At 41.0% G+C, this 13,760-nt stretch carries 15 protein-coding genes; all 15 read right to left on the bottom strand.

All coding sequences use genetic code 11. The features are described from left to right. Positions 1–61 precede the first annotated feature (61 nt). The 15 genes from AC0VX1_RS08490 to AC0VX1_RS08420 all read right to left on the bottom strand — a co-directional run bounded on the left by AC0VX1_RS08490 (position 62) and on the right by AC0VX1_RS08420 (position 13,747). Positions 62–826 (bottom strand): FliA/WhiG family RNA polymerase sigma factor, encoded by a 765-nt coding sequence (locus AC0VX1_RS08490; protein ID WP_475470739.1) that lies wholly within the window; start codon positions 824–826, stop codon positions 62–64. Positions 827–952: 126 nt separating this feature from the next. Next, on the bottom strand, positions 953–1,456 hold the full coding sequence (locus AC0VX1_RS08485; RefSeq protein ID WP_413021441.1) for a chemotaxis protein CheD: 504 nt from the start codon (positions 1,454–1,456) through the stop codon (positions 953–955). Continuing rightward, complete coding sequence (locus tag AC0VX1_RS08480; RefSeq protein WP_283930314.1) at positions 1,449–2,087, bottom strand: chemotaxis protein CheC; 639 nt, start codon at positions 2,085–2,087, stop codon at positions 1,449–1,451. The genes AC0VX1_RS08485 and AC0VX1_RS08480 overlap by 8 nt, the downstream gene beginning before the upstream one ends. Before the next feature lie 4 nt (positions 2,088–2,091). After that, positions 2,092–2,547, bottom strand: a complete 456-nt coding sequence (locus AC0VX1_RS08475; protein WP_413008818.1) for a chemotaxis protein CheW — start codon at positions 2,545–2,547, stop codon at positions 2,092–2,094. A gap of 97 nt (positions 2,548–2,644) precedes the next feature. Next, a complete protein-coding gene (locus tag AC0VX1_RS08470) occupies positions 2,645–4,687 on the bottom strand; it encodes a chemotaxis protein CheW (RefSeq protein WP_475470737.1) in 2,043 nt (680 codons plus the stop codon). A 21-nt stretch (positions 4,688–4,708) separates the two neighbouring features. After that, the gene (locus AC0VX1_RS08465; protein WP_475470735.1) at positions 4,709–5,806 is read right to left on the bottom strand and encodes a protein-glutamate methylesterase/protein-glutamine glutaminase; all 1,098 of its coding nucleotides are present in this window, start codon (positions 5,804–5,806) and stop codon (positions 4,709–4,711) included. A gap of 137 nt (positions 5,807–5,943) precedes the next feature. Continuing rightward, positions 5,944–6,684 (bottom strand): MinD/ParA family protein, encoded by a 741-nt coding sequence (locus tag AC0VX1_RS08460; RefSeq protein WP_475470733.1) that lies wholly within the window; start codon positions 6,682–6,684, stop codon positions 5,944–5,946. Next, positions 6,668–7,825 carry a flagellar biosynthesis protein FlhF gene (flhF, locus tag AC0VX1_RS08455; protein WP_413008812.1) on the bottom strand — a complete coding sequence of 386 codons (1,158 nt, stop codon included), beginning with the start codon at positions 7,823–7,825 and terminating at the stop codon, positions 6,668–6,670. Before flhF ends, AC0VX1_RS08460 begins: the two co-directional genes overlap by 17 nt. Then, positions 7,822–9,858 carry a flagellar biosynthesis protein FlhA gene (flhA, locus tag AC0VX1_RS08450; protein WP_413008810.1) on the bottom strand — a complete coding sequence of 679 codons (2,037 nt, stop codon included), beginning with the start codon at positions 9,856–9,858 and terminating at the stop codon, positions 7,822–7,824. Before flhA ends, flhF begins: the two co-directional genes overlap by 4 nt. A 41-nt stretch (positions 9,859–9,899) precedes the next feature. After that, on the bottom strand, positions 9,900–10,976 hold the full coding sequence (flhB, locus tag AC0VX1_RS08445) for a flagellar biosynthesis protein FlhB (RefSeq protein WP_413021526.1): 1,077 nt from the start codon (positions 10,974–10,976) through the stop codon (positions 9,900–9,902). A gap of 7 nt (positions 10,977–10,983) precedes the next feature. Continuing rightward, positions 10,984–11,760, bottom strand: a complete 777-nt coding sequence (gene fliR / locus AC0VX1_RS08440; RefSeq protein WP_475470730.1) for a flagellar biosynthetic protein FliR — start codon at positions 11,758–11,760, stop codon at positions 10,984–10,986. A 3-nt stretch (positions 11,761–11,763) separates the two neighbouring features. Beyond that, the gene (gene fliQ / locus AC0VX1_RS08435) at positions 11,764–12,033 is read right to left on the bottom strand and encodes a flagellar biosynthesis protein FliQ (RefSeq protein ID WP_048684818.1); all 270 of its coding nucleotides are present in this window, start codon (positions 12,031–12,033) and stop codon (positions 11,764–11,766) included. A 14-nt stretch (positions 12,034–12,047) separates the two neighbouring features. Further along, a complete protein-coding gene (gene fliP / locus AC0VX1_RS08430) occupies positions 12,048–12,713 on the bottom strand; it encodes a flagellar type III secretion system pore protein FliP (protein WP_063596265.1) in 666 nt (221 codons plus the stop codon). After that, a complete protein-coding gene (locus tag AC0VX1_RS08425; protein ID WP_475470727.1) occupies positions 12,710–13,369 on the bottom strand; it encodes a flagellar biosynthetic protein FliO in 660 nt (219 codons plus the stop codon). Before AC0VX1_RS08425 ends, fliP begins: the two co-directional genes overlap by 4 nt. Before the next feature lie 15 nt (positions 13,370–13,384). Next, complete coding sequence (locus AC0VX1_RS08420; protein WP_048684828.1) at positions 13,385–13,747, bottom strand: response regulator; 363 nt, start codon at positions 13,745–13,747, stop codon at positions 13,385–13,387. Positions 13,748–13,760 lie beyond the last annotated feature (13 nt).

Raw genomic sequence — 13,760 nt, 5'->3', positions numbered from 1 at the left:
TTCAATAGGAATCCCTTATGCCTTCCAGACTCCACCGCTCTATTCAATGAAAGTATCTTCATTAAATCTTTTGATCTTGCATCGTGTTTCTTAATTTATAAATCGCTTTCGAGTGAATTTGGGATATCCGTGACGTAGATAGACCCATCACTTGTCCGATTTCGGTTAACGTCAGTTCTTCTTTATAAAAAAGCTGTAAAACCAACTGTTCTTTTTCATTTAGGGTTTCAATGACTTTGGCTAATTCCTCATACAGTTCGTCCCTTAACACATGTTCCTCAGGTAAATCCGCCTTTTCATCTTTAATATGAAAATTCGCGCTTTCTTTATCGTCCTCTTGGGGATTTTCATCCATAGATAGTACATTGGCAAAGAAATTCTCATTTAATGCAGCATACACTTCATCTTCCGGAATATTCAATTCAGCGGCAATCTCAGTTGGCGAAAGGTTCCTCATGTATTGCTGCTCCAGCTTCTCTATTGCAGATTCAATTTTCTTGGCTTTATCTCTTGCACTCCGTGGAAGCCAATCCTCTTTTCTTAATCCATCTAAAATGGCACCACGAATTCTAAATGATGCATATGTGTCAAACTTGAGGTCACGCTTCGTATCAAAACGTTCCAGGGCATCGAATAACCCCATCATCCCTAAACTCCTTATATCATCCCGGCTCACATTTTTAGGAAGACTTACTGAAATACGTTGAACATGGTACGATACGAGAGGTATGTATTTCTTTACCAAAATGTCCCCGGCTAGCGGATCTCTGCAATCCACCCAATTTTTCCAACATGACTGCTCTTCTTCGAAGGTCAGATGAGACATTGGACATCCTCCTAACATTGTTATACGATTTGTGATCAATACGGCCCTTAAAGCCATACATGCAATAATGATTCGGTTGCAAATGTACCTGTCATATTTTTGGCTTTTCAAAAGCCAAATCCGATCCTATATGTTTTTAGTCCCTTTTGTAACGGTCCGTATATTTAGCAGACAATCATTTAAATTGAATTCAATCGTTCTTCCGCTATTCCCGCCAACATCTTCGGCAACGATTCTAATCCGCAAGTCAGATAACTCTTTCCGGACAGCTTCCACATTCCGGGGTCCGATTCTCATTAAATCCCCTCCGGAGGCAAATTGAAACATTTGTGCTCCTCCAGCCAGCTTCGCTTTGATGTATGGCATTCTTGCGCCTTCTTTGACTAATACCTGCACTAATTCCTTTATCGCCGTATCTGCAAATTTGGCAACATTGATCTGTCCCGATTTTGCGAGTGAAGAGTCTGGAAGCATAATATGGGCCAAACCTGCGATTTCTTTTTTATCATCATAAATCACAACACCGACACACGATCCCAAACCTGAAGTACGAATCGTATAGGGAGGTTTTATTATATTCATATCCGCTATTCCAACCTTAACAACCTGGACCTTTACGGATTCAGTCATTAGGTGAAACTCCTAAGGCGGAAAAAATGATATCAAAAAATTCGGGATCAGGTAATAAAAAGAAATGTCCACTAACCGAGTCAGCAAAAAGCTTTTCCTTTTCAAGTACAGTATCGATGACGATGGCTGCGTCACTTACTTGAGATAATTCCAATAACCCATAACTGATCGTTGCCCCTACCATATCGATGCTCAAGGATGGAACGGATGGATAGATATTCAATCGGGTAAAATCAGAAAGGGAAGAGAGATAGGATCCCGATAAAATATTCCCTAATTCCTGAAGGCAAGAAAGTTCCAGTTCAGTATAGGGTGCGGATTCCATCAAAAAGGTTTCATCACCAGTCATCCTACGAATCAAGTATTGGGCTACAGGAAGTGAAAGGATAAAAAACATACTCCCTGAAGCATCACCTTCTATTCTAAGAAAAACGCTGGCCACGACGTGATCGGCCCCGCCAGCCATTTCCATCATTTCATCAAAGGAAACGATTCGGACATTAGGAACATTCATATCAATTTTCCTATTAAGGATGGCAGAAAGTGCAGTTGCAGCGTTTCCTGCACCTATATTACCGATTTCCTTCAAAATATCGAGCTGAAGAGTGTTGATTTTCTCAATGAACGACATATGATTATCCTTCTCTTAACATATTTTCAGTCATTTCAAGACTTAAAGCCTTCTCCAAATTGATTAGGACGAGCAGTCGCTTTTCAATTTTAGCCACTCCGCTAATGTATTCTGAAGCCAAATGTCCTACAACTTCAGGCTGAGGTTCGATACTCTCCACTGGAATATCCAAAACATCATTGGCAGAGTCCACTATTAACCCCACCTCCATATCATTCAGAATGACGATGATAATCCTTGTTGATTCATCATATTCCACCTCTTCAAAATCAAAACGAACCCGTAAATCAATAATTGGAGTGATTACCCCCCTTAAATTTATGACTCCCTTAACGAATTTTAAAGCCTTTGGAACCCTAGTAATATGCAGTAGCTTTTCAATGCCGCTCACCTTATCCACTGGAATTGCATATTCCTTATCCTTTATTTGAAATACGATTACTTTCATTTCCTCAGACATCCATTCCCCTCCTTAAAAAAACTAATGATGATCGTCTTGACGAAATCTGCATCGATACGGTCGAACCATTCCAATACCTGCACCGTTTATCTATCATTCAATGAATCAATGTGTTGCAATCTATGATTAATGCAACTTGACCATCACCAAGTATCGTAGCCCCGGATATGGCAAATGCACCGGTTAAATAATTGCCCAATGATTTCAGAACGATTTCCAGTTGCCCGATGAATGAATCTACGACTAATCCCGCTAATTTATCACCTTTTCTTACAATGACCACCGAGAAGGACTCTTCTTCTTCCTGACTGATAGGCACTTCAAATATATCTTTCAAGAACAGAAGCGGCAGAACCTTACCCCTGAAGTCAATGACTTGTTGATTATGGGCATTCATGATATCTGCTTTTTTTATGATTGCTGTTTCTATAATGGAAGAAAGCGGTATGGCATATTTTTCATTTTGGATGGCAACCAGCATGACAGAAATTATGGACAATGTAAGCGGAAGCTGAATAAGGAAGATGGATCCTTCATTTTCTTTGGAATCGATCGTCACGGATCCACCGAGGGACTCAATGGTATTTTTAACTACATCCAGCCCCACACCGCGTCCCGATACATCTGAAATGGTTTCGGCTGTTGAGAAACCAGAAGCGAATATCAATTCATAGATTTGCTTATCCGTTAGGGTGGCGGCAGTTTCCTTAGTTAATATCCCATTGGATAGCGCCTTGTTCAAGACTCGATCTTTATTGATTCCTGCGCCGTCATCCTCGATTTCAATGAAAACATGATTACCGCTGTGATAGGCTTTTAACAGGATTTTACCTTCTTCATTCTTTCCTTTCGCCAAACGTTCTTCAGGTGTTTCAATTCCATGATCCATGGCGTTCCTTATTAAATGGACTAGAGGATCACCGATTTCATCAATGACTGTACGATCAAGTTCCGTTTCGGCACCCTTGATTTCCATACTGACTTTCTTGTTTAAGTCCCTTGCCAATTGACGGACCATTTTAGGAAAACGATTGAATACAGTTTCCACGGGCACCATCCGCATATTCAATACGATTGTTTGTAAATCACTGGTTATACGGGACATTCTTTCTACTGTTTCATGCAATTCCTGATTATCCAAATTACTTGAAATCTGGTCAAGCCTGCCTCTATCGATTACTAGTTCCTCGAATAAGTTCATTAATATATCTAGCCGCTCAATGTTCACCCGAATGGTCTTGCTTGATGCCGACTTAACGGGTGCCTGTTTTTTCTTATCATCATTTTCCGTTGGAAGCTCGGCATTATTTGTCTCTTGTTTTGGGATTTCAGTAACTTTAGCCTCTTTAGAATGGGCGGCATACCTTAAATGTTCAAGATCAAGTGCAGTTACAACAACTTGATCCACTTCGGAAACCTTCATGATTTTATTCTTTATCTCATCACTCGATTCCGTTGTTACCATCGTGATTGTAAATCGCTGATTGAATTGCTCTTCTTCCAAAAGTTCGACGGGTGGATGTGACTTGATTACTTCACCGGACTTTTCAAGCACCTCAAAAACCATAAACACCCTGGCAGCTTTTAAAAGACAGTCCTCACGCAACCTTATCGAAATTTCGAAGCTGTTGAATCCCTGATCCTTTGACTGCTGTAGTACTGTCCATTCAAATTCATCGTACTCTCCAACAGTCATTTCCTCCTTGTCAAGAACGGCAGAAGCCGATGCCACTTCTGCAATGGCTGAAGAAACGGGCGACTCCCCTTTTTCAATCATTTCCAGCTGACGGACAACCCCCATCACATTTCTTTTCCCATCTCCACCTTCAGCAATGGACATGACCATCGCTTCTAAATCATCTACCGCTAAAAATATCACGTCAAACAATTCAGGCGAAAGAACAATTTGACTGTTTCGGATCGCATCCAAAACATTCTCCATTTTATGAGTTAAATTGGCTAGGTCCTCATAACCCATAGTTGCCGACATCCCTTTTAATGTATGGGCGGAACGAAAGATTTCGTTTACTATCGAGAGGTCTTCCGGGTGCTTTTCGAGTACCAGCAACTGTTCGCTGCATGTTTGAAGATGTTCCTTACTTTCTTCAATAAATACCTCTAAATACTGATTCATATCCATACAATCTCACACCTCCGCGTGTTAACAATAGCTTATTACCGCTCTAGCTATTTTTTCTACATCCTCTATGCTATCTATTAACTTGGTATCGATTGCCGCCTTAGGCATACCAAAAACGATTGAAGTCTCCTGTGATTCGGCTATCGCTTTTAAAGGACCCTTATGTTTAAGCTTGATAAGCCCCTTTGACCCATCCATCCCCATCCCGGTCATGATAACGGCTATTTTCGCATAATCATTCATTTCACTCACCGATTCAATTAGCACATCAACCGACGGGCGATGTCCATTACGCAATTCGGATTGATCCAAAAGGATTGCCCAGCTCATTCCGACTTTCCTCACTTTCAAGTGATAACCTCCAGGTGCGATGTAGGCGACACCTTTTTGAATCAGTTCTCCCTCTTCAGCTTCCTTCACTTTAATCTTGCATAACGAATTCAGGCGTGTTGCCAAGGATTTTGTGAAACCGGGGGGCATATGCTGGACAATGAGTATAGGAGCATCAATGTCTTCCGAGAGTCCTGTCAAGACAGTCTGCAGAGCTCTCGGGCCTCCTGTTGATGTACCGATGACTATTATTTTTTTGTACCCATGGGCCCGTTCACTTCTATTTTTTTCGTTTATTGACGATAATATTGAATCTATTTTACTATATTTCCCCCAAACGGATGGGCTTCTTTCAATATTTCTCGCATTTTTTTCTAGTTTGTGAACATTTCCCCTGCTGGCAGCCATAACTTTTTCATGGAGTTCTTTCTTGATTTTATGTATGTCCAATGAAATGGCTCCCGAAGGTTTAGCCACAAAATCAAAGGCTCCGCTGTTCATGGCGGCAAATGTATTTACCGTTCCTTTTTTTGTTGTGCTTGATAACATGACTACAGCGGTTGGACATTCATTCATGATCCGGTTTAATGCTTCCAACCCGTCCATAATCGGCATTTCCACATCCAAAGTCACGACATCGGGTTTTAAAGTCTTTATTTTTTCTATGGCATCTATTCCATTCCTGGCAGTCCCGATGACTTCCATCCTGCTATCTTCTGCTAAAAACTCTGAGATTAACTTTCTCATAAATGCAGAATCGTCCACTATCAGCACTTTTACTTTATCCATAAAAGGAGACCTACTTTCCCAAAAAATATCTCTTCATATTTTGGAGGAAACGGCTTTTTTGCATAGTCAATTCTTCCCCAATTGAATGATTTGCATATCTAGAAGCAATGTCCATGATGGCTTTGGATACATCGGCTTCAGAATCTAAAAGGAGAAAGGGCATTTGTTTGGCAACAGGATTTGGGTACGGTTCTATCATCTGGCAAGTAACCTAGTGCTACAGCTTCAGAACCTAAAAATTTCACTAGCGCATTTTGTAGCCGGTTAATCGTTTCTTTGCCGTCCTTACTAGAGAAAACACGATTGCAAACTAGTAAGAATGGAATTTCTTTGTTTACTGAATGAATATATTTCATTGCGGAATATGCATCCATGATGGAAGTAGGTTCAGGCGTCGTGATAACGACCATTTCATCCACACATAACAGGAATTTCACGGAATCCTCGGTGATGCCTGCACCCATATCAAATAAGATATAATCGTAATTTGCCAGCAATAAACTGAATTCTTCATTAAACCGGGCATACTTATCTTCATCAAGTGAAAAGAGATTCGTCATCCCTGTTCCTCCTGTAATGACTGAAATATTTCCCGGTCCTGACATGATGATATCCTTCAACCTACATTCTTTTTCTAAAAAATCAATAATACTGCAGGGCGAGTTTTCCCCAATCAAAATATCAATATTCCCCATACCGATATCCAAGTCGAACAACAGTACCTTTTTCCCTCTTTGGGATAAGGCAATGGAAAAATTCAAAGAAAAGTTTGAGTTTCCCACTCCACCTTTACCGCTTAAAACGGCAATCGTTTTGGCCATTGATTGATTTTGGCGGGCTTCCAATCTTCTTCGTAAATTCTCAGCTTGATCTTTCATATTTTTTAGCCCCAAAAGCCATTTTCATTAGCTGTGATGATGTAGCTATTTCAATATCGTCCGGTACATTCTGTCCATCTGTTATATAGGCAGCTCCTAATTTATGAGTGTGTATAAAATTGAATACAGGACCGAAAGTGGAAGTTTCGTCCGCTTTTGTAAAAATGACCTGTTTAAGCGGTATGGAAGCAAACTGTCGATAAATATCTTCCATATCCTTCTGCTTAGAAGTCAATGACAGCACTAAATAGGTTTCCATCTCATCTGTAAAATGGATGATTTCATTAAGATCCTTAACATATTGCGCGTTACGGAAATTCCTTCCGGCCGTATCAATAAAAACAAAATCATAATGGGAGAAGCGTTCAGCCGCCCTTTTGAAGTCTTCCAGATTATAAGCCACTTCTATGGGAACGTTTAAGATCTTGGCATATGTCTTAAGTTGATCTATTGCAGCAATCCTGTACGTATCCGTCGTAATGAAAGCCACTTTTTTATCATGCTTCAACATGGTTTCTGCAGCCACTTTTGCCAAGGTCGTCGTCTTTCCCACACCTGTCGGGCCAACAAAATTAATATACTTTTTTTGCAGCCCGGTTTTTCCATTATCGACCTTTTCCAAAATCCCGAACATGGCTTCTTCCAACCAAACTTGAACCTCTTCATCAGTGGATAGTTGTTTGAAAACGAACCATTTTTCAAGAAGTTCATCCATGATTTTGGACCGAAGTGAACGATCCACTTCCTGCTCGGTTAGGTATTCATGCAATTTCTGCAGTTTCCCCGGATATTTTCGATCAGGTGAATAAACTTGCAAGCTCTTTATCATATCTTTCAAACCTTCGATTTCTTTTAATAAGTCAGCACTTTCCCTATTGCCTTCATTAGGTTCAAGGGCATGCCTTGCCATTTCCAGCTTTGATGGCAACTTCTTCGATTTTTGTTTGGTCACGGTTTGGATAGATTGGGACATGGGGTCCATGGCTGCAATGACTTCAATATTCCTCTTCTTGAATAATCCTAAGAAACCACCAGTATATACAGCCTTTGAACTTAAGATTACCGCATCACTGCCTAGTTCCTCCCTTATTCGCTTCATTGCCTCGTTCATTGATGGTGCCAAATATTTCTTTAGCTTCAATCGAAATTCACCACCCCTACACTTTGTACTTCTACATTCGATTCGAGTTCATTGTATGAAAGAATCGGTACATTAGGAAAATAACGTTCAGTTAATTGCCGGGCATACATCCTTACTGCCGGAGAGCAGAGTAAGATCGGTTGGTGATCCATTAGGGTCAGCTCTTCCAGTTTGGCTGCAATTGCCTCCAATATGGATTGCGATAGAGTTGGATCCAATGATAAAAAATTACCATGTTCGGTTTGCTGTACACCATCCGCGATGGTCTTCTCCACTTTCCCCGATAATGTTATGACTTTAATTCTATTTTCATCCGTAATAAAAGAATCGGTTATTTGTCTGGCTAAATTTTGCCTTACATATTCAGTAAGCAAATCTGTGTCAGTCGATAACTTGCCATAATCAGCAAGTGTTTCGAAAATGATCGGTAAGTTCCTTATTGAAACTTTTTCCTTCAATAATTTTGCCAATACCTTTTGTACATCTCCTATAGACAAAGGATTCGGAGTGACTTCCTCCACCAGTATAGGTGCCGATTCGTGAAGATGATCGATTAATTGTTTCGTTTCCTGCCTGCCCAATAATTCCTGCGCATTGGCCTTTATGACTTCCGTCAAATGAGTGGATACAACGCTTGGCGGGTCCACAACTGTATAACCAAACAACTCGGCGTGTTCTTTCATGTCATCCGTGATCCACTTGGCCGGTAAACCGAAAGACGGTTCTATCGTATCGATTCCTTCTATTGAATCATCCTCCATCCCTGGACTCATGGCCAAGAAATGATTAAGGAGCAATTCGCCCTTTGCCATGACGCTTCCTTTAATCTTCAGCCGATACTCATTGGGACTCAACTGAATGTTATCACGTATTCTGACAACTGGGATCACGAGCCCCAATTCAATCGCAAGCTGCCTGCGGATCATGACGACCCGGTCCAGCAGGTCTCCCCCTTGATTGGCATCCGCAAGCGGAATCAATCCATATCCAAACTCAAATTCGATCGGGTCAACACTTAAAAGGTTAACGACGCTTTCTGGACTTTTCATTTCATCAGTTTCCAACACTTCTTCCATTTCTTGTATTTCACTTTCGTCCTGCTTTGGTATCCTTGAAATCGTATACCCTCCAACGACTAATAAAGCAGCAATCGGAATGGTGAATAAGTCAGAAATGGGAGTGAATAACCCTAAAAGGAAAATGGTTGCTGCTGTTAGGTAAAGCATTTTGGGAAATTGAAATAACTGTTCGACAATATCCGCTCCGAGGTTTCCATTCGAGGCAGCCCGGGTTACAACTATTCCCGTAGCTGTAGAAATCAATAAAGCAGGGACCTGACTCACGATACCGTCACCAACCGATAACATGGAAAAATGGACGGCTGCCTCTCCAAAGCTCATGTCCAACTGCATGACGCCAATGATCATACCGAAAATCAAGTTAATGATGACAATGATGATGCCCGCTATGGCGTCCCCTTTTACAAACTTACTCGCTCCATCCATGGATCCATAAAAGTCCGCTTCGTTACTAATTTTTTCCCTTCTGGCACGTGCTTCGTTTTCGGAAATCATCCCCGCATTTAAATCTGCATCGATGGCCATCTGTTTCCCTGGCATCGCATCCAGCGTAAACCTTGCCGCCACCTCCGAGACCCGTTCGGAACCTTTTGTGATGACGATGAAATTGATGATGACCAAAATGATGAATACAACTAATCCTACAAGCACGTTACCGCCGACTACAAATGACCCAAAGGTTTCTACAACTCCCCCAGCATCACCATAGGTCAAAATGGCACGAGTCGTGGAAACATTCAACCCTAGCCTGAACAACGTCAGTAAAAGGAGCAGGGAAGGAAAGATTGAAAATTCGAGAGGTTCTTTCATATTCATCGTAGTCAATAGAACCAGCAACGCAAGAGAGATATTTAATAGGAGTAAAATACTTAACAACCACGTTGGCAATGGAATGACCAACATGGCAACGATCATGATGACGCTCGATATAACAACTAAATCTCTTGCTCGCATGTTTTTTTCTCTCCTAACTAGCGGGTTACCCTATTACTTCTTTACAGTTTACCTTTGGTTTTATATACAAAGGCCAGTATTTCAGCGACCGCCTTAAAGAACTCTTCGGGTATCGCCTGGCCTAATTCAGCTTGATCATATAAAGACCTGGCCAAAGGCCGATTTTCCACCATGATCACATCATTTTCTTTAGCAATGAATTTAATTTTCTGCGCAACAAAATCAACGCCCTTAGCCACTACATACGGAGCCTCAGCTTTTTCTTCATCATATTTTAAAGCAATGGCAAAATGCGTCGGGTTGGTGATGACGACATCCGCATTGGGAATTTCCTGCATCATTCTTTGAGCGGCCATCTGCCTCTGCTTTTGCTTTATCTTGGATTTGATGAGCGGGTCCCCTTCGGAATTTTTATACTCATCCTTAATATCCTGTTTGGACATCCGGATGTTTTTTTCAAAGTCATATTTTTGATACAAATAGTCTAATAGAGCAATGAACAATAAAGCCACGGCGGCATATAATCCTACCTTTATCGTAATATCCGCCAATGTTGCCATTGCTTCTTCCACAGAAATCTGTGATAAGATCATAATCTCATCCATGCGCTGCCATAGTACATAAAAGGCAACAAAACCAACAAATGCTATTTTAAGAATGGATTTCAATAATTCAACAATGGCCCTCATTGAAAAAATACGCTTGAATCCTTTAATGGGATCCAATTTTTCAAGTTTGAACTGAATGGATTCAGTCGAAAACAAAAATCCGACTTGCATGACATTAGCCAATATCCCAGCCACTAACGCTGCTGCGAAAACGGGTCCCAGGATAATGCCCATCTCCTTTAAAACCTCAATCATGATAATTTGCATATTTTCCTCGTTGAATCCATTCAAGGTAAAATGTTGCAGATATTCTTTCATGAGACCGAGCAGATGATTATACATGTACGGTCCCATAAGCAATAATACTGAAAACACTGCAAGTAAATTCACAGAGGTATTTACATCCTGACTCTTTGCCACCTGACCTTTTTTCTTCGAATCCTGACGTTTTTTGGGAGTCGCCTTTTCGGTCTTCTCACCTGCGAAAAACTGCAAATCCAACTGAAACATCTCCACATCAAACGCCTCCAATCAACTGCATTAGATGACGCATGGCCAAAAGCAAGAAATTGAAGAGTCGGGTGACAACTGTCAGCATCATCCCCATTACCAGTATGATAACCGCTAAGCCGGCAATGATTTTCACTGGAATTCCGACAACGAACACATTTAATTGAGGGACTGTCCTGGCAAGGATCCCCAGCGTGACATCCACTAGGAAAATACTTCCCACTACAGGTATGGACATTTGAAAAGCAATCATGAAAGCTTTGCTGAAAGCTTTGGCCAAATATTCTATCAGTGCATGATCTCCGAATGGTAAAAATAATTGGTCAATCGGGATGAACTGATAACTATAAAAAATTCCATCCAAAAGCAAATGATGACCGTTAGTGCTCAATAGGAATAATAAAGCGACCGTATAAAGGTATTGTCCCATCAACGGGCTTTGTACCCCCGTTTGGGGGTCGATGACATTCGCTATTGAAAAACCCATTTGGAAATCAATCAATCCGCCAGCGACTTGAACGGCCGACAAAATCATATACGCTGCAAAACCAATGAAAAGGCCAACAAGCGCTTCCTTCATGACCAATAAATAAAACGTCACATCCAATTCCAGAACCGGAGCATCGATGGTGTAATACATGATCCAGGCAAGGAAGATTCCAAGCCCGACCCGATGTTGCACCGGTATTGAACGGTACGAAAAAATCGGCATGGCCACGAAAAACGTAGTGACCCGGACTACAATTAATAAAAAGGCGGGAAAGTGCGGAAATAATTCCTCCATGCCCTACCCTACAAATCGATTCAGATTGCCGAAAATTTCATTTGCATATGATAATAGGTGGCTCAGCATCCATGGAGCCAATAAAATGAGTCCCAATAAGACTGCGACGATTTTCGGAACAAATGCCAAGGTTTGTTCCTGAATCTGTGTAGTCGCCTGAAAGATGCTTACTACTAGTCCTACAATAAGAGCAATTACCATCAATGGACCAGCAATTATCAATACCATATAAATTCCTTTTTCTGCTATATCAATAACAAAATCTGCACTCATTTTTTCTCACCTGCTTAAAAACTCTGTAATAAAGACTTCACCACTAAATACCATCCATCAACAAGAATGAAAAGGAGGATTTTAAATGGCAGGGAAATCATGACTGGCGGCAACATCATCATCCCCATCGACATCAGAACACTTGCAACGACCATATCAATAACCAAAAAGGGAATGAAAATCATGAAGCCTATTTGAAAAGCTGTTTTGATTTCACTGATTGCAAAAGCAGGTACAAAGGCAGTCAAGGGAATGTCCTGTATCGTTTCAGGCTTATCCACCTTGGCATAATCCAAAAATAACGCCAGATCCTTTTGCCTTGTATGGGCACTCATGAATTCCTTGAATGGTATCGAGGCCTGTACATATGCCTCTTCTAAATCTATCTCTTCATTAAATAATGGGGTTAATGCCTTTTCATTCACTTCCTGAAAAGTCGGTGCCATTATGAAAAATGTCATGAAAAGTGCCAAGCCGACCAACACCTGATTCGGCGGCATCTGCTGTGTAGCTAGCGATGTTCTCACAAAGCTCAGGACAATGATGATTCTTGTAAAACAGGTCATCAAGATCAATATGCTTGGAGCCAGCGATAAGACAGTCATCAGAAGAACAAGTTTGACGGAAGTAGAGACATTAGTGGGATCACTGTTATTAAAAAACTCCATGAACTCATTCATTCATTGTCTCTTCCTTTCCTATCAAGCTCCTTTATTAGCTTTTTCCTGCTATCAGACATTTGGTCAAGTTGATTTTTGAACTCTGCAGAGAAACTAGCGGTTTCGGAACCGCTTTTCTTCAACCACTTATTTTTCAACTTCATTGCAAGTTTCCCAGGTTGGATCATTTGATCGATCTTATCGTTGTGATCTTTCAAAAGCTGTTCATATTCCTCGGGATCATCTATTTCTTTCAAAAGCTGAATATTTTCGCCGACCCCGATCACCAATATTCGACCGCCGACCTTAACAAGCTGAACAGAACGGTTTGCACCAAGACCCGTACCGCCTAAATTCTCCACTGAATTTGCCTTTTGATACGATTTACTTTTTTTATTTATGAACTTTAATAGGCTATATAGAAGGGCCACTACAAAAATAGTAGCAAATATCATCCTCAGAAACTCCCAAACGGTTATCCCCACTTTGTCAGGATTCGTTGCCTGTTTGGTAGATTTCGAGTCTATTGATTCACCTTTATCCACCTTTAAATCACCTGGCTGTTCATAAACATCCTTCACTGTTTTTTCAAGATCTTCCGCATGGGCCTGTATGGCCCCAGAGAAGACTACTGCTATCATCAGTGAGAACTGAAGCCATTTTTTAATTAATACCAATATGTAGACACCTTCTTAACTTAATGCTTTATTTATGGCTTCCAAAACACGGTCTGCCTGGAATGGCTTCACGATAAAGTCTTTTGCACCCGCCTGGATCGCATCGATGACCATGGCTTGCTGCCCCATCGCTGAACACATGATGACCTTAGCTTGAGGATTTATCTTTTTAATTTCCTTTAACGCTGTAATACCATCCATTTCGGGCATGGTAATATCCATCGTTACAAGATCCGGATGGGTTTCTTTATATTTATCCACTGCTTGGGCGCCATCTGCTGCTTCCCCGACTATTTCAAAACCATTTTTAGAAAGGATATCCTTTATCATCATTCTCATAAATGCTGCATCGTCCACAATTAAAATTTTATTAGCCATTATTTTCGTCCCC

Source organism: Peribacillus sp. QJM3NY_7, from assembly GCF_056173225.1.
This window is presented reverse-complemented; position numbering and strand designations above follow the sequence as displayed.